The organism is Aquibium oceanicum (genome assembly GCF_001889605.1).
GTDB lineage: Bacteria > Pseudomonadota > Alphaproteobacteria > Rhizobiales > Rhizobiaceae > Aquibium > Aquibium oceanicum.
On the sequence record NZ_CP018171.1, the window covers coordinates 4,302,829 to 4,318,963 of the forward strand.

General features: G+C 66.4%; 15 protein-coding genes. 14 read left to right on the forward strand and 1 reads right to left on the reverse strand.

The annotated features are described in order from the left end of the window. Positions 1-24: 24 nt before the first annotated feature. Complete coding sequence (locus BSQ44_RS21005) at positions 25-1,272, reverse strand: NAD(P)/FAD-dependent oxidoreductase (RefSeq protein WP_072607041.1); 1,248 nt, start codon at positions 1,270-1,272, stop codon at positions 25-27. 283 nt (positions 1,273-1,555) lie between these two features. Here BSQ44_RS21005 and BSQ44_RS21010 point away from each other — a divergent pair, with 283 nt between their 5' ends. From BSQ44_RS21010 to BSQ44_RS21075, 14 genes are all read left to right on the forward strand, one after another. After that, positions 1,556-2,326 (forward strand): IclR family transcriptional regulator domain-containing protein, encoded by a 771-nt coding sequence (locus BSQ44_RS21010; protein ID WP_072607042.1) that lies wholly within the window; start codon positions 1,556-1,558, stop codon positions 2,324-2,326. Between the two features lie 110 nt (positions 2,327-2,436). Next, positions 2,437-3,135: a hypothetical protein gene (locus tag BSQ44_RS21015; RefSeq protein WP_072607043.1), complete on the forward strand. Its 699-nt coding sequence runs from the start codon at positions 2,437-2,439 to the stop codon at positions 3,133-3,135. A 203-nt stretch (positions 3,136-3,338) separates the two neighbouring features. Then, positions 3,339-3,722, forward strand: a complete 384-nt coding sequence (locus tag BSQ44_RS21020; protein ID WP_072607044.1) for a RidA family protein — start codon at positions 3,339-3,341, stop codon at positions 3,720-3,722. Between the two features lie 154 nt (positions 3,723-3,876). After that, a complete protein-coding gene (locus BSQ44_RS21025) occupies positions 3,877-4,197 on the forward strand; it encodes a hypothetical protein (protein WP_072607045.1) in 321 nt (106 codons plus the stop codon). 3 nt (positions 4,198-4,200) lie between these two features. Continuing rightward, positions 4,201-5,025, forward strand: a complete 825-nt coding sequence (locus BSQ44_RS21030) for a metallophosphoesterase family protein (protein WP_072607046.1) — start codon at positions 4,201-4,203, stop codon at positions 5,023-5,025. A gap of 183 nt (positions 5,026-5,208) precedes the next feature. Then, entirely contained in the window at positions 5,209-6,441 is a 1,233-nt protein-coding gene (locus BSQ44_RS21035) for a 3-methyl-2-oxobutanoate dehydrogenase (2-methylpropanoyl-transferring) subunit alpha (protein ID WP_072607047.1), read from the forward strand. 1 nt (position 6,442) lies between these two features. Further along, entirely contained in the window at positions 6,443-7,456 is a 1,014-nt protein-coding gene (locus tag BSQ44_RS21040) for an alpha-ketoacid dehydrogenase subunit beta (protein WP_072607048.1), read from the forward strand. Between the two features lies 1 nt (position 7,457). Continuing rightward, on the forward strand, positions 7,458-8,783 hold the full coding sequence (locus BSQ44_RS21045) for a dihydrolipoamide acetyltransferase family protein (RefSeq protein ID WP_072607049.1): 1,326 nt from the start codon (positions 7,458-7,460) through the stop codon (positions 8,781-8,783). Positions 8,784-8,787: 4 nt separating this feature from the next. Further along, a complete protein-coding gene (gene lpdA / locus BSQ44_RS21050) occupies positions 8,788-10,185 on the forward strand; it encodes a dihydrolipoyl dehydrogenase (RefSeq protein ID WP_072607050.1) in 1,398 nt (465 codons plus the stop codon). Positions 10,186-10,322: 137 nt separating this feature from the next. Next, the gene (locus tag BSQ44_RS21055) at positions 10,323-11,939 is read left to right on the forward strand and encodes an ABC transporter substrate-binding protein (protein ID WP_072607051.1); all 1,617 of its coding nucleotides are present in this window, start codon (positions 10,323-10,325) and stop codon (positions 11,937-11,939) included. A 74-nt stretch (positions 11,940-12,013) separates the two neighbouring features. Then, positions 12,014-12,994 carry an ABC transporter permease gene (locus tag BSQ44_RS21060; RefSeq protein WP_072607052.1) on the forward strand — a complete coding sequence of 327 codons (981 nt, stop codon included), beginning with the start codon at positions 12,014-12,016 and terminating at the stop codon, positions 12,992-12,994. 1 nt (position 12,995) lies between these two features. Next, complete coding sequence (locus BSQ44_RS21065; RefSeq protein WP_083534857.1) at positions 12,996-13,973, forward strand: ABC transporter permease; 978 nt, start codon at positions 12,996-12,998, stop codon at positions 13,971-13,973. After that, positions 13,970-15,019: an ABC transporter ATP-binding protein gene (locus BSQ44_RS21070; protein WP_072607053.1), complete on the forward strand. Its 1,050-nt coding sequence runs from the start codon at positions 13,970-13,972 to the stop codon at positions 15,017-15,019. Before BSQ44_RS21065 ends, BSQ44_RS21070 begins: the two co-directional genes overlap by 4 nt. Beyond that, entirely contained in the window at positions 15,016-16,065 is a 1,050-nt protein-coding gene (locus tag BSQ44_RS21075; RefSeq protein WP_072607054.1) for an ABC transporter ATP-binding protein, read from the forward strand. The genes BSQ44_RS21070 and BSQ44_RS21075 overlap by 4 nt, the downstream gene beginning before the upstream one ends. Positions 16,066-16,135 lie beyond the last annotated feature (70 nt).

The following is a 16,135-nucleotide window of genomic DNA, read 5'->3' on the forward strand; positions in this document are numbered from 1 at the left end:
GGGGTCCTCCGGGGCTCGTGACGGCTATTGTGCCGCCGATCGCAGTTGCGGTTCGGGAGCGGCGCGCAGCAAGGGCACAGCGGGATCGGCTGCAAGGGCGAGATCGAGCGGCGCGCCGGTCGCGATGAGGCGACGCGCGGCCATGTGATCGGCGGCGCGATTGACGGAGAAGGCCGCCACGAGGCGGCGATCGCGCAGATGGAAGACGCTGTAGGCGTGGCTTTCGGGATCGCCGCGCAGCACCTGCTCGCCGTCCGCCGGGGCGATGCCGGCCATCTGCACCTTCAAATCGTACTGGTCGGTCCAGAACCAGGGCACGGCCGACAGCGGGGCGGCCATGCCGGCGGCGTGCGTGCCGGCGGCCTTGGCCTGGTCGACGGCGTTCTGCACCGATTCCAGCCGCAGCACGCCGCCGGCATAGGGATTGTCGAACGCCGCGCAGTCGCCCACCGCGTAGATGCCGGGAATGCTGGTCATGCCGTGCTCGTCGACGAGGATGCCGCCGGCAGCGGTGGCAAGCCCCAGCGGCTCGGCTAGCGACAGGTCCGCGACGCCGCCGATGCCGACCAGCACGAGATCGGCCTCGATGCGCGCGCCATCGCCGAGCCGCACCGCGCGGACGCGGCCGGCCTCTCCCTCGATGGCCTCGATCTGCTTTCCGAAGAGGATCGTCGCCCCCTTGGCGGCGTGATAGCCGGCGAGATGCTTGGCAACGGTCTCGGGCACCGAGCGCGTCAGAAGCCGTGGCAGCATTTCGATCACCGTCACGGCCTTGCCATTCTTGGCCGCCGTCGCCGCGACTTCCAGCCCGATGAAGCCGCCGCCGATCACCGTGACCGACAAGGCGGAATCCAGTGCAGGCTTGAGACGGCGCGCGTCGGCCATGTCGCGCAGGGTGAAAACGCCGTCGAGATCGGCGCCCGGCAGCGGCAGGCGCCGGGCCCGAGCGCCCGTGGCGAGGATGAGTTTGTCGAAGGCCAGTTCGCCCCGGGTGGTGAGGACCTTGCGTTCGGCCGCGTCGACGCCGAGCGCGCGGGTGCCGAGATGCAGCTCGATGCCTTGCGCGGCGTAGAAGGATTCGGCGCGCAGCTGGATCTGGTCCGCGGACTTCTCGCCGAGCAGAAACGCCTTCGACAGCGGCGGGCGGTGATACGGCAGTTCGTCCTCGGCCGAGACGAGTTGGATCGGCTCCTGCCAGCCAGCCTGGCGCATGGATACGGCCGCCTGCACGCCCGCATGCGAGGCTCCGACGATGACGGCGCCGGCGCTCACAGGACGGCTCCGCAAGCGGTCGGGCGGAAGCGGGACGAGGGACTGGTCGCCATGGGCATCATCGGTGGCTCGCTGGAGGAACGCTGGAAGGACAGGCGGTTTTGCCGCCCGTGCTCCAGATAGAGATTTCCAGCCTTCTCCACAAATCGCAACCTCGCCGAGGGAGCGGCATCGTGTGCTTGCACGCCGACTGCCGATGTGCGATTATCGCACGGATGATGTATTATCGTGCAGACGGTACGAAGCATTCCGGGTTCGTGTCAAGACGCCGGGGCGAGCCGGCATGACGGCCCATGTCGCCGTCGCCGAGCGCGACATCTCGCTGACCTTCGCCAAGGGAATGACGGTGCTCAAGGCGTTCGACGCGCAGAGCACCGAACTGACGCTGCCGCAGATCGGACGGCTGACCGGCTACGACCGCGCCACGACGCGGCGGCTGGTGCTGACGCTCGTGCATCTGGGCTACGTGCGGCAGCGGGATCGCGCCTTTTCGCTGACGCCGCGCATCCTCGTTCTGGCCGGCGGCTTCCTGCAGGGCCGGCAGTTCGGCAAGACCATCCAGCCCGTGATGCGCGCCTTCGCGCAAAGGATCGGCGAGACGATCTCCATGGCCATGCTCGACGGCATGGACGCCGTCTACGTCGCGCACTCGGGCAGCGAGGCCGGCATGGCGCGCATCGGCTTCACCATCGGCAGCCGCGTGCCTCTCCTGTCGACGGCGATCGGCCGCGTGCTGCTTGCAGCGAGCGATGCGGAGACGGCACGGGAGGCGATCGAGGGGGCGCCGCTCGAGCCCCACACGCCGCTGACGCTGATCGACCGGGAGGCGATCGCGCGAGAAGTGAAGGCCGGAGGCGAGGCCGGATACGCCTTCGTGGAGGGCGAGTTCGAGGTGGGCGTGGCGGGGCTGGCGGTGCCGATCCGGACGCAGAGCGGCACGACGGCGGGGCTGGGGCTTTCGGCGCCGCGCGAGAGGTTTGCGGACGAAGATTTCCGGCGCGAGGCAGTCGAGTGCTTGCGGGAATGCGCGGGCGCGGTGGCGGGGCTGTTGTAGGGCGGACGGCGGACGTGGGCGGTGAAGCGGAATTGAGAATTCTGTTTCAAATGGGATTAGCGCTCGGCTACTTTCGTCCTAGCGGCGGGTAGAGTGTCAGAGGCGAATGGATGGCAGAATTCGATTTTGACAAAGCGACGGCTGAGCTGCCCATCCTGCGGGGCTTCATCGACTTCGTAAACAAGCAATCGTCAGTTTACATGGACTGCCTTAATGGCTTCGAAGGGAACACGGTTCGCATCAAGCGCCAAGTGGAGCGGGTCGCATTTCCAACCCGGAAGGAGTTGCGGGACGGGCTGGAAGTCGTGGTTTGGGACAGCATGGAAGACCCGAGCCAGCCCGATATCATTCATTCCAGCATCCGCAAAAGCTCTATCTACCTCAAAGACAACAGGGAAGCCGGATTTAACGAACAACAAATTTGCTGGTCGATCATCGTTTTCATATTCGCCTATTGGGATGAGGAGGTTCGGCCTGCCATTGCAAAGGTGCGTGGGGTCGAACCAAACGACATCAAAATAGATGCGTTAGGCGACCTTCGAATCCTTCGAAAGGCGATAATACACGCCAAAGGAATTATCACGGCAACGGAGCATTCTAAACTCAAAAAGATGGCGGACTTGGTCGAACCTGGTGCGAAGTTGGTTCTTAACCATGACCAGATGCATAAAGTCTTTGTCTTGATTAAAAATGCGATTGGTCAAATCGTCCTGCACTACACTGGTGGCTCGCCGGGCGCCCCCTCTCCAGACTCGATTGTTGGCGTCGCTATTCAGGATTTCGGATCTGGCGGAAAGGAGAAATTTTAGCGGAAAGGCGAAATGAAGATGTTCCTTTTCACCCTGTCCACACGTTCGAGTTCTGAAACAGATTCATAGTATTCTGTTTCATGCTGCCCGGCAGGCAGCGGCTCGCACGGACACCTGAACCGCAGGCTTCCCCGCCCCTCCCGTCGACATCGATCCCGGCCCATGCATGAATACGCCCGATCCATCGATCCGAGAGACCGGCCATGCTGAAACATCTCACACCCGAAGGCGTGCGGGCCCCGTTCGCCGCCTACAGCCATTCCGTCGAGGTCGAGGCCGGGGCGCGGCTGGTGTTTTGTTCGGGGCAGCTCGGCATCTCGCCGGACGACGAGGTTCCCGAACACGCGCAAGCGCAGGCGGAGATCTGTTTCGGGGCGGTGGAAAAGATCCTCGCGGCGTCCGGCATGACGCTGAAAAACGTGGTGCGCATCAACGCCTTCGTGACGGCGCGCGAGCACATGAAGCCGTACATGGCCGTGCGCGACCGGCTGTTCCCGGCGCCCTCGCCCGCTTCGACGCTGATGATCGTTTCCGGCTTCACGCGCGAGGAGTTCAAGGTCGAGGTCGAGGTGATCGCGGCGGGGTGATCCGATCGTGATCTGCGTGGAGGCGCCGTTCGCCGGCTTCGACGCGCAGGCGCATGCCACGTCGCAGAGGCGCCTCGCCGCCGAACTCGGGGCGATCGGCCATCCCAACTGATGGCGACGATCGACTTCAGCCACTCCTGCCTGAAGCGCGACCATGACGGCCGGCGGGGCGATTTCCTCGACGAGATCGAGGGCCCTTGCGCCGTGGGGACGGCACCTGCATGTTCACGACAGCTTCGGACGGCAGGACGACATCTGGATGTACACGCACGGCGAGCGCATCGCCTACGGCCACGGCGATCTCCATCTGCCTGTCGGCTGGGGCGACAATCCCCGGGAGACGATCATCGCCGAGTGCGAGTTTCCCAACATCGAACTCCAGGCGCGACACTGGCATTCCGCACGGGAGACGGCGGACGCCACCAACTCGCTCGCGGAGCGGGCGCGGACGCTCAAGACGGCACGGGCGGCCTGATCGATGCTTGAGCGCGCCGTCCGGTTCGTCCATCTCACCGACATCCACGTCTCGCGCCCGACCGGCGCGACGCCGGGAGACGACGAACCGGTCGCGCGGCTCGATGCGGCGCTGGAGATGATCCGCGGCATCGACCCGGCGCCGGATTTCGTCGTCGTCAGCGGCGACATCACGGACAAGGGCGACGAGGAGAGCTACCGGATCGTCCGGCAGAGGCTCGAAGCGCTGCCGATGCCGGTCGTCCATGCGCTCGGCAATCATGACAGCCGCCCGGGCTTCTACGCCGGCATGCTCGACCGGACACAGGATGCCGAGGCGCGGTACTGCCACGAGCGGACGATCGCTGGCGTGCATGTCGTGGTGCTGGACACCAGCGTGCCCGGCCGCACCAGCGGCGAAGTCGGCGAGGCCCAGTTCACATTCCTCGAAGCCGCACTTCGCAACGAGCCGGACCTGCCGAAGATCATCGTAATGCACCACGCGCCGCGCATCGACGAGGAATCGCCCTTCGCCTGGGAGAGCCTGAGCGTGGCGGAGACGGAGCGGTTTCGGCAGATCGTGGGCGGCAGGAATGTCGCCGGTGTCCTGACCGGCCATATCCACCACGACCGCGTGTCGATCTGGCATGGCGTCCCGGTCGTCGTCGGCATGGGCCTGCAGGCCTTCATCGATCCGCTCTACCGCAAGGGCTTGCGTATTATGTCGGGCGCCTCCTTCGGGCTCTGCACGCTGCGGCCGTCGGGGCTCACCGTCTCCTTCGTGCCGCTCGCCTGCGACCGGCGGGAACTCGGTTTCCTCGACGCGAACAAGGTTCGCGCGCTGAAGTAGTCGCGCGGAAGCGCCTTCACTTTGCGAAAATTTCGCGCCGGCCGGCCCCGCCGGATCGCTTCTTGCTATCCTCGCGAGGGAACCGTTTGCCTCTTGTCCGCGCTATCGGAAGGTGAAGAATGGCGCGATCGCCCGAAGCAGCGGCATCAACCCGCGCGGGCGCTCTGGGGAGAGAGACGAGACATGGCCGAAACCGCTCCGCTTCGCCTCAACGTTCCGGAACCCGAGGTGAGGCCGGGCGGCAAGCCGGATTTCTCCAACGTGAAGATCCCCAAGGCCGGCACCGTGGACCGCCCGCCGGTCGACGTCGCGCCCGCCGACATCCGCGACATGGCCTATTCCATCATCCGCGTGCTCAACCGCAAGGGCGAGGCCGTCGGACCCTGGTCGGGCACGCTGACGCCGGAGGAAGCACTTTCGGGCCTGCGGGACATGATGCGCGTGCGCGCCTTCGACCGGCGCATGCTGATGGCGCAACGACAGGGCAAGACGTCGTTCTACATGCAGTGCCTGGGCGAGGAGGCGATCGCCTGCGCCTTCCGCAAGGCCATGGAAGACGGCGACATGAATTTTCCGACCTATCGCCAGCAGGGCCTGCTGATCGCCGGCGGCTATCCGATGGTCGACATGATGAACCAGATCTATTCCAACACGCACGACCCAATCAAAGGGCGGCAGCTGCCGGTGATGTATTCGTCGAAGAGCCACGGCTTCTTCACCATCTCGGGCAACCTCGCCACGCAGTTCGTGCAGGCGGTGGGCTGGGCGATGGCCTCGGCGATCCGCCACGACACGAAGATCGCCGCGGCCTGGATCGGCGACGGCTCGACCGCCGAGAGCGATTTTCACGCCGGCCTCGTCTTCGCCTCGACCTACAAGGCGCCGGTGGTCCTGAACATCGTCAACAACCAGTGGGCCATCTCGACCTTCCAGGGCATTGCGCGGGGCGGTTCCGGCACCTTCGCCGCGCGCGGGCACGGCTTCGGCATCCCCTCGCTCAGGGTCGACGGCAACGACTACCTCGCCGTCCACGCGGTGGCGAAATGGGCGACCGAGCGGGCGCGCAAGAACCTCGGGCCGGTACTGGTCGAATACGTCACCTACCGCGCCGCCGCGCACTCGACCTCGGACGATCCCTCCGCCTACCGGCCCAAGGAGGAGACCGACGCCTGGCCGCTGGGCGATCCCGTCGAACGGCTGAAGAACCATCTCGTCGCCGTCGGCGCATGGTCGCCGGAGCGCCACAAGCAGGCCGAGGCCGAGATCGACGCCGAGGTGCTCGCCGCGCAGAAGCAGGCGGAATCCTACGGCACGCTGCACTCCGGACCGAAGGCCTCGCCGCGCGACATTTTCGAGGATGTGTACGACACGATGCCGCCGAACCTCCGGCGTCAGCGGCAGGAAGCGGGGTACTGACATGCCGCGCATGACGATGATCGAGGCGATCCGCGACGCCCATGTGGTGGCGATGGAGCGTGACGAGAACGTGGTGGTGTTCGGAGAGGACGTCGGCTATTTCGGCGGCGTCTTCCGCTGCACCCAGGGCCTGCAGGAGAAGTTCGGCAAGGACCGCTGCTTCGACAGCCCGATCAACGAGGCCGGCATCGTCGGCACGGCGATCGGCATGGCCGCCTACGGCCTGCGGCCGTGCGTGGAAATCCAGTTCGCCGACTACGTCTACCCGGCCTACGACCAGATCGTCTCGGAAGCCGCGCGCATCCGCCACCGCTCGGCCGGCGACTTCACCTGTCCGCTGACGGTGCGCATGCCGACCGGCGGCGGCATTTTTGGGGGCCAGACGCACAGCCAGAGCCCGGAAGCGCTGTTCACGCACGTCTCGGGCCTCAAGGTGGTCATGCCGTCGAACCCGCACGACGCCAAGGGGCTCTTGATCGCCTCCATCGAGGACGAGAACCCGGTGATCTTCCTGGAGCCGAAGCGGCTCTACAACGGCCCCTTCGACGGCCACCACGACAAGCCGATCATCCCCTGGTCGAAGCACCCGCTGGGCGAGGTGCCGGCCGGGCACTACACCGTGCCGCTCGGCAAGGCGGTGGTGCGGCGCGAAGGGAGCGCGGTCACCGTGCTGGCCTACGGCACGATGGTCTACGTCGCGGAAGCGGCGGCCGAGGAGAGCGGCGTGGATGCCGAGGTGATCGATCTGCGGACCCTGCATCCTCTCGACCTCGAAACGATCGTGGCGTCGGTGAAGAAGACCGGGCGCTGCGTGATCGTGCACGAGGCGACGCTGACGTCGGGCTTCGGCGCGGAACTGGCCGCACTGGTGCAGGAGCACTGCTTCTATCATCTGGAAGCGCCGATCCGACGGGTCGCGGGCTGGGACACGCCCTACCCGCATGCGCAGGAATGGACCTATTTCCCGGGGCCGGCGCGGCTGGCGGCGGCACTCACAGACGTGATGGAGGGCTGAGATGGGAACCTTCGTCATCAAGATGCCCGACGTCGGCGAAGGCATCGCCGAGGCCGAACTGGTGGAATGGCACGTCAAGGTCGGCGATCCGGTCACCGAGGACATGGTGCTCGCCGCCGTCATGACCGACAAGGCGACGGTGGAGATCCCCTCCCCGGTCGAAGGCACGGTGGAGTGGATCGGCGGCGAGGTCGGCGAGCAGATCGCCGTCGGCGCGCCGCTGCTGAAGCTCGAAGTCTCGGGCGACGGCAATGTGTCGGCCGACAAGGGCGCGCAGCCGAAGGCCAAGCCGGCGAAGGAGGCGAAGCCCGAGGCAAGCAAGGAGAAGCCGAAAGACGAGGACTCGAGCGACGAAGAGGAGGAAGAGGCCGAGGCGTCCGCGCCCGAGCCGAAGGCACCGCCGAAAAAAGCCTCCGAGCCGAAACGCACGCTCTCCTCGCATTCGCGCAAGGAAGGCGAGAAGCCGCTGGCGGCGCCCTCGGTGCGGCTCAAGGCGCGCGAGCGCGGCATCGACCTGCGCTTCGTGCCGGGAACCGGTCCGGCGGGACGCATCACGCACGAGGATCTCGACCTCTACGTCGAACAGGGCGCCCGGCCCGGCGCGCCTTCCGGAAAGATGCCGGACAGCCGCGTCACGGAACTGAAAGTCGTGGGGCTGCGGCGCAAGATCGCCGAGAAGATGGCGCTGTCGAAGTCGCGCATTGCCCACATCACCTATGTCGAGGAGATCGACATGGACGCGCTGGAACAACTGCGCGCCAGCCTCAACGCGTCGCGCAAGGACGACCGGCCGAAGCTGACGTTGCTGCCGTTCCTGTTGATGGCCATGGTCAAGGCCCTGAAGGAACAGCCGAACCTCAACGCCCATTACGACGACGAGGCGGGCGTGGTGCGCCAGTTCGGCGGCGTGCATTGCGGCATCGCCGCGCAGACGCGCAACGGGCTGATCGTGCCGGTGGTGCGGCACGCCGAGGCGCTCGATCTCTGGGGCGCCGCGGGCGAGATCGGCCGGCTGGCGGAAGCGGCGAAGAACGGCACCGCGACGCGCGAGGAACTGTCGGGATCGACGATCACCATCACCTCCCTCGGCGCGCTCGGCGGCATCGCGACGACACCCGTCATCAACCATCCGGAGGTGGCGATCGTCGGGGTCAACAAGATGCAGGTCCGGCCGATGTGGGACGGGACGCAGTTCGTGCCGAAGAAGATGATGAACCTGTCGTCGAGCTTCGACCACCGGGTCGTCGACGGCTGGGACGCGGCGGTGTTCGTGCAGCGGGTGAAAGCGCTGCTGGAGACGCCCGCCTCGATCTTCATCGAGGAGTGAGATCATGAGAGACATGAAGTGCCAGCTCCTCGTCATCGGTGCCGGACCAGGGGGCTACGTGTGCGCCATCCGCGCCGGGCAGCTCGGGCTCGACACCGTCATCGTGGAGGCAAAGAAGCCGGGCGGCACGTGCCTCAATGTCGGCTGCATCCCGTCCAAGGCGCTGATCCATGCCGCCGACGAGTTCCACAAGCTCGGCGAGTTCTCCGGCGGGTCGTCGCCGCTCGGCATCAGCGCCGCCGATCCGGCGATCGATTTTGCCAAGACCATCGAGTGGAAGGACGGCATCGTGCGCCGGCTGACCAACGGCGTCGCCGGGCTGCTGAAGAAGGCGAACGTCAAGCATGTCGACGGCTGGGCGAAATTCCGCGACGGCAAGACGGTGGTGGTCGAGACCTCGACCGGACCGCAGACGATCGAGGCCGAGACCATCGTGATCGCCACCGGATCCGTGTCGGTCGAACTGCCCGGCCTGCCCTTCGGCGACAACGTGATCTCCTCGACCGAGGCGCTGGCGCTGGCAGAAATCCCCGAACGGCTGGCGGTGGTCGGCGCCGGGTACATCGGGCTGGAGATGGGCACGGCCTTCGCCAAGCTGGGTGCGAAGGTGACGGTGCTGGAGGCGATGGACCGCATCCTGCCGCTCTACGACGCCGAGCTGACGAAGCCGGTGGCGCGGCGGCTGGAGAAGCTCGGCGTCACGGTGATGACCGGCGCCAAGGCGGATCGTTACTCCGCCAGTTCCCGCGCCCTCGCCTACACCGACGCGGACGGCAAGGACGCGACGGTCGAGGCCGACAAGGTGCTGGTCACCGTGGGGCGCAAACCGGCGACGCAAGGATGGGGGCTCGAGGAACTCGACCTTTCGATGGACGGCCGTTCGATCGCGATCGACGAGCACTGCCGCACGTCGATGCGTGGCGTCTACGCCATCGGCGACGTGACCGGCGAGCCGATGCTGGCGCACCGCGCCATGGCGCAGGGCGAAATGGTGGCCGAGATCGTCGCAGGCCACCGACGCGCCTGGGACCGGCAATGCATCCCCTCGGTCTGCTTCACCGATCCCGAGATCGTCTCGGCCGGCCTGTCTCCCGAGGAGGCCGAGAAGGCCGGACACGACGTGCGCACCGGCATCTTCCCGTTCCAGGCCAACGGACGAGCGATGACGCTGGAGCGCGACGACGGCTTCATCCGCATCGTGGCGAGTGCCGACGACAACGTCGTGCTCGGCATCCAGGCGGTCGGAACGCAGATTTCGGAGCTCTCCTCATACTTCGCGAGCGTGATCGAGATGGGCGGTCGCCTGGAGGACGTCGCGCAGACGATCCACGCGCATCCCACCATGGGCGAGGCCTTCCAGGAGGCCGCGATGCGTACGCTGGGGCATGCGCTGCACATCTGATCCTCGCGCATCGGTCGAAATGATGGCCAATGATCGGAATGGGTTGCGCCCGGCTTTGCTTTTCTGAATAGTGCGGGTTCGAGGCGTGACGGGCCGCACAAAAAGACGGCCGATGCCCGGCAATGGGAGACCAACCGATGAACGACCGATCGCACATCAAGAACATATTTGCGCGCGGACGGCGCACCGCCATCGCGGCGGCCGCGGCCAGCCTGCTGATGGGCTCCGCCGCGCATGCCGAGACGCTGCGCTTCGCCTTCCAGGGCACGCTCAACGCGCTCGACCCCTACACGCTGAACGAGACCTTCTCGCTCGGCATGTTCGGCAACGTCTACGAAGGCCTGACCAAGCGCGACAAGGACCTCCAGATCATCCCCGGGCTCGCCGAGAGCTGGGAGGTGGTCGATCCGCTGACCTGGCGCTTCAAGCTGCGCGAAGGCGTCAAGTTCGCCAACGGCAACGACTTCAACGCCGATGACGTGATCTTTTCCGCCGAGCGCGTGCGCGCCGAGAGTTCCGACCTGAAGACCCGCATTCCGGCCGATTCGGAATGGGTGAAGGTCGACGACTACACGGTGGAAGTGAAGCTCAAGACGCCGAACCCGATCCTGCACTACGAGTGGGACACCTGGTACATGATGGACAAGGAGTGGGCCGAGGCCGAAGGCGCGGTTTCTCCCGTCTCCGCCAAGGACACGAGCCCCGGACCGGCCGCCTACAAGGCCAACGGCACCGGCCCTTTCATGTTCGAGAGCCACGAGCCGGGCGTCAAGACGGTGTTCAAGCCGAACCCGAACTGGTGGGGCACGCCGGAGCACAATCTGACCGAGGTGATCTTCACGCCGATCGCAGCCGACGGCACGCGCGTGGCCGCACTCCTGGCCGGCGACGTCGACCTGATCGACCCGGTGCCCGTGCAGGACATTCCGCGCGTCAACGCCGACCCGAACACCGAGGCGCTGACCGGACCGGAACTGCGCGTCATCCATCTCGGCTTCAACCAGATGGACGACGAACTCGCGACGTCCGACGTGAAGGGCAAGAACCCGTTCAAGGACCCGAACGTCCGCAAGGCGTTCTACCAGGCGATCGACATCGAGGCGATCAAGGCCCGCGTCATGCGCGACCTCTCGACGCCGGTGCCGCTGCTGATCGCCAACGAGCTCTATTCCGGCTCGGGCGACTTCCAGCGCTGGCCCTTCGATCCAGAAGCGGGCAAGAAGCTGCTTGCGGACGCCGGCTATCCGGACGGCTTCACGGTCGCCATGGACTGCCCGAACGACCGCTACGTCAACGACGAGGCGATCTGCCAGGCGGCCGTGTCGATGCTCGCCAAGATCGGCGTCACGGTGAACCTCAACGCACAGCCGAAGTCGCAGTATTTCGCCAAGGTTTTGGCGCCCGGCGGCTACGACACCGACTTCTTCCTGCTCGGCTGGACGCCCGGTTCGCTGGACTCGTGGAACGTGCTGACCAACCTCGCCGGCTGCCGCGACGCGACCGGCAAGGGCGGGCCGTTCAATCTCGGCGGCTACTGCAATCCCGAGGTCGATGCGCTGGCGGCCAAGATCCTCGGCGAGACCGATACGGCCAAGCGTGATGCCATGATCAACGAAGCGTACACGATCATGACCAACGAGACCTCGCACATCCCGCTGCACCAGCAGTCTCTCGCCTGGGGCAAGCGCAAGAACATCGACATCGTCCAGCGCCCGGACAACCAGGTCCTGTTCTACTGGGCAAAGGTGAACTGAACGCCTCGATAGACGACCCACGGCCCGCGCGATCACGCGCGGGCCGCAGGAATGCCAGCGAGAGGCGGTAATTCATGATTGCTTTCGCCATCCGGCGACTCGTCCAGGCGATCGGCGTCATGTTGGTCGTCGCGCTGATCTCCTTCCTCATGTTCCGCTTCGTCGGCGACCCGGTGAACCAGCTCGTCGGCGTCGACACCTCGCCCGCCGAGCGCGAGGCGCTGCGCCAGGCGCTGGGGCTGAACGATCCGGTGCTGGTGCAGTTCGGGCGCTTCATCGTGAAGGCCGCGCAGCTCGATTTCGGCATCTCCTACCAGTTCAAGCAGCCGGTGGCCTCGCTGATCGCCTCGCGCCTGCCCGCCACGCTCGAATTGTCCTTCGTCTCGGCCGTCTTCGCCCTGGCGATCGGCATCCCCATGGGCATATTCACGGGGCTCTATCCCTTTTCGTGGGTGTCGCGCGGCTTCCTTGCGATCTCGCTCATCGGGGTCTCGCTGCCGACCTTCCTGATCGGCATCCTCCTGATCTTCATCGTCTCGGTGAACCTCGGCTGGCTTCCTTCCTTCGGGCGCGGCGACACGGTGAGGATATTCGGCAACTGGACAACGGGGCTCCTGACGAAATCCGGCCTTCAGTCGCTGATCCTGCCGGCGATCACCCTCGGGCTGTTCCAGATGACGCTGATCATGCGGCTGGTGCGCGGCGAGATGCTCGAGGTGCTGCGCACGGACTACATCAAGTTCGCGCGCGCCCGTGGGCTTTCGCGGCGTGCCATCAATTTCGGCCATGCGCTGAAGAACACGCTGGTTCCGGTGATCACCATCACCGGCCTGCAGGTGGGCTCGATCATCGCCTTCGCGATCATCACCGAGACCGTTTTCCAGTGGCCGGGCATGGGGCTGATGTTCCTGCAGGCGGTGCAGAGCGTCGATATCCCGATCATGGCGGCCTATCTGCTCCTAATCGCCTTCCTGTTCGTGATGATCAACTTCATCGTCGACATGCTCTACGTCGCCGTCGATCCGCGCATCCGTCTGGGCGGGGCGCGCGGCTGAGATGGCAACGGTGGCGGATCACAAGAGCGAAACCGGACCGGCCGACGGCGACGCGCCGGAGCGCGTGCCGGGCTTCCTCGAAAGGGCGCGCGACAGCGACGTCTGGTACTCGTTCACGCGCTCGCCGCTCACCATCGTATCGGCGATCGTGGCGCTCGCGCTGGTGCTCTCGGCGTTGCTGGCGCCGCTGATCGCCCCGCACAATCCGTTCGACCCCGCGACGCTGTCGATCATGGATTCCTTCTATCCGCCGAGCTGGACGGGCGAAGGCGACCCGCGCTTCCTGCTCGGCACCGACGACCAGGGCCGCGACATCCTCTCGACCATCCTTTACGGCATGCGCATCTCGCTGGCGGTCGGCTTCGCCAGCGTCATCTTCGCGATGGTCATCGGCGTCACGCTCGGGCTGGTCGCCGGCTATGTCGGCGGCGTCACCGATTCCATCATCATGCGCATCGCCGACGTGCAGCTGACTTTCCCGGCGATCCTCACCGCGCTTCTGATCGACGGCGTGGCGCGCGGGCTCGCCGGTCCGGGCGCCTACGAGGACATCGTCTTCGGCGTGCTGGTGCTGTCGATCGGCCTGTCCTTCTGGGTCCAGTACGCCCGCACCGTGCGTGGGTCCGTGCTGGTGGAGAAGAACAAGGAATACGTGCTGGCCGCCCGGCTGATCGGGCTGAGGCCCTGGACGATCATGTTCAAGCACGTGCTGCCCAACGTGCTCGGGCCGGTGCTGGTGATCGCGACCATCAACCTGGCGCTCGCCATCATCACCGAGGCGACGCTGTCGTTCCTCGGCGTGGGCGTGCCGCCGACCCAGCCCTCGCTCGGAACGCTGATCAGGATCGGCAACGACTTCCTGTTCTCCGGCGAGTGGTGGATCACGATCTTTCCCGGAATAACCCTTGCGGTGCTGGCCTTGTCGGTGAACCTGCTCGGCGACTGGCTGCGCGACGCGCTGAACCCGAAGCTCAGATGACCCCTATCCTCTCCGTCCGGAACCTGAGGGTCGAAATCCCGACCCGCCAGGGCGTTCTCACCGCCATCGACGATTTGTCCTTCGACATCGCGCCCGGCGACGTGCTCGGCGTCGTCGGCGAATCCGGCGCCGGCAAGTCGATCACGGGATCGGCCATCATCGGCCTCCTGGAGCCTCCGGCGCGCGTCGCGGGCGGCGAGATCCTGCTCGCGGGCGAGCGGATCGACCATTTGCCGCCGGACCGGATGCGGCAGATCCGCGGCCGGCGCATCGGCATGATCTTCCAGGACCCGCTGACCAGCCTGAACCCGCTTTATCGCATCGGCGACCAGCTCGTCGAAACCATCCTGACGCATGAGCGCATCCCGCAGCGGGCGGCGCGCGACAAGGCGCAGCGGCTGCTGGAGGAGGTCGGCATCCCCGCGGCCGGCGCCCGGCTTTCGGCCTATCCGCACCAGTTCTCCGGCGGCATGCGCCAGCGCGTGGTCATCGCGCTCGCGCTGGCCGCCGACCCGGAACTCGTGATCGCCGACGAGCCGACGACGGCGCTCGACGTTTCCGTCCAGGCGCAGATCATCGCGCTGCTGAAGAAGCTCTGCGCGGAGCGGGGAGCGTCGGTGATGCTGATCACCCACGACATGGGCGTGATCGCCGAAACCGCCGACCGCGTCTGCGTGCTCTATGCCGGGCGGCTGACGGAGATCGGTCCCGTGCGCGACGTGGTGAAAAACCCGCAGCATCCCTACACAAAGGGCCTGATGGCGGCGATTCCCTCGCTCGCCGGCGATCCCGACGAGAAACTGGCGCAGATCCCCGGCTCGATGCCGAGGCTCGGCGCCATTCCGGCGGGCTGCGCCTTCAATCCGCGCTGCCCCTATGTATTCGACCGCTGCACCGGGGAGCGACCGGGCATCTACCCGGCAGGAGCGAGCGAGGCTTCGTGCTATCTCCATGACGCGTCGGGCAGCGCCCCGGCGGACGCGGCCGAGCGTGCAGCGGCGGCCGGCATCCATGTCGCCGCGCGCACGACGGAGGCGGCGCGATGAGCGTGCTCGAAAAGCAAGCCCACGGCTCGGAGGCGCGGACATCGCCGCTGGTGGAGGTGAAGGGGCTGCGGCGCGTCTTCGACCTGTCGAAGCCGCTGCTCAACCGGCTGATCGAGGGCGGCGGCCGCGTGAAGCTGACGGCGGTCGACGGCGTCGACTTTTCCATCAACGAGGGCGAGACGTACGCGCTGGTCGGCGAATCCGGCTCCGGCAAGTCGACGATCGCCAAGATGATGGTGGGGCTGCTGCCGCCATCGGCAGGGTCGATCTCGATCGAGGGCACCGACGTCTGGAGCGAACGATCGGGCGACGCGCGGCGGCGCATGCAGCGCCGCATCCAGATGATCTTCCAGGACCCGTTCGCCAGCCTCAACCCGCGCTGGCGCGTCCATGCGATTATCGAGGAGCCGATCAAGGCCTTCGACCTGATCCCGGACACCCGCGAGCGTACCGCGCGCGTGGGCGAACTTTTGTCGCTCGTCGGGCTCGATCCCCGCGACGGCCAGAAATTCCCGCACGAGTTTTCCGGCGGACAGCGGCAGCGCATCGCCATCGCCCGGGCGTTGGCCTCCAATCCGCGCTTCATCGTCTGCGACGAACCGACTTCGGCGCTGGACGTCTCGGTGCAGGCGCAGGTGTTGAATCTCCTGCGCGACCTCCAGGAACGGCTCGGACTGACCTATCTCTTCATCAGCCACAATCTCGCCGTCGTGCGCCACGTCGCGACCCGTGTCGGCGTGCTCTACCTCGGACGGCTGGTCGAGGAGGCGCCGGCGCGCGAACTCTTCGCCGATCCGAAGCATCCGTACACGCGCATGCTGCTCGACGCGGTGCCCGACATCGAGATGGAAGGCAAGGAGCGGCTGGCGATCGCCGGCGAGATCCCGAACCCGGTGACCCCGCCTCCGGGCTGCCACTTCCATCCGCGCTGCCCCTTCGTCATGCCGCATTGCAAGACCGTGGTGCCGCCGGTCTTCGAGGTGGATCGGGCGGGGGTGCGGTGCCACCTGTTCGCGCCGGACCGTCCCACAGCGGCGGCCGGATAAGCGCGCGCAAAGCCTCTCAAATCCCGCAAACGCCGATGTGAGTGGCGGAAAGTCCAAACCGCGCTATCAT

Bases quoted from the DNA above. Each gene is read 5' to 3' on its own strand.
- BSQ44_RS21060 (WP_072607052.1), top strand. From the start codon at position 12,014: ATGATTGCTTTCGCCATCCGGCGACTCGTCCAGGCGATCGGCGTCATG.
- lpdA (WP_072607050.1), top strand. From the start codon at position 8,788: ATGAGAGACATGAAGTGCCAGCTCCTCGTCATCGGTGCCGGACCAGGG.
- BSQ44_RS21065 (WP_083534857.1), top strand. From the start codon at position 12,996: ATGGCAACGGTGGCGGATCACAAGAGCGAAACCGGACCGGCCGACGGC.
- BSQ44_RS21010 (WP_072607042.1), top strand. From the start codon at position 1,556: ATGACGGCCCATGTCGCCGTCGCCGAGCGCGACATCTCGCTGACCTTC.
- BSQ44_RS21070 (WP_072607053.1), top strand. From the start codon at position 13,970: ATGACCCCTATCCTCTCCGTCCGGAACCTGAGGGTCGAAATCCCGACC.
- BSQ44_RS21030 (WP_072607046.1), top strand. From the start codon at position 4,201: ATGCTTGAGCGCGCCGTCCGGTTCGTCCATCTCACCGACATCCACGTC.
- BSQ44_RS21075 (WP_072607054.1), top strand. From the start codon at position 15,016: ATGAGCGTGCTCGAAAAGCAAGCCCACGGCTCGGAGGCGCGGACATCG.
- BSQ44_RS21055 (WP_072607051.1), top strand. From the start codon at position 10,323: ATGAACGACCGATCGCACATCAAGAACATATTTGCGCGCGGACGGCGC.
- BSQ44_RS21045 (WP_072607049.1), top strand. From the start codon at position 7,458: ATGGGAACCTTCGTCATCAAGATGCCCGACGTCGGCGAAGGCATCGCC.
- BSQ44_RS21020 (WP_072607044.1), top strand. From the start codon at position 3,339: ATGCTGAAACATCTCACACCCGAAGGCGTGCGGGCCCCGTTCGCCGCC.
- BSQ44_RS21025 (WP_072607045.1), top strand. From the start codon at position 3,877: ATGACGGCCGGCGGGGCGATTTCCTCGACGAGATCGAGGGCCCTTGCG.
- BSQ44_RS21015 (WP_072607043.1), top strand. From the start codon at position 2,437: ATGGCAGAATTCGATTTTGACAAAGCGACGGCTGAGCTGCCCATCCTG.
- BSQ44_RS21035 (WP_072607047.1), top strand. From the start codon at position 5,209: ATGGCCGAAACCGCTCCGCTTCGCCTCAACGTTCCGGAACCCGAGGTG.
- BSQ44_RS21040 (WP_072607048.1), top strand. From the start codon at position 6,443: ATGCCGCGCATGACGATGATCGAGGCGATCCGCGACGCCCATGTGGTG.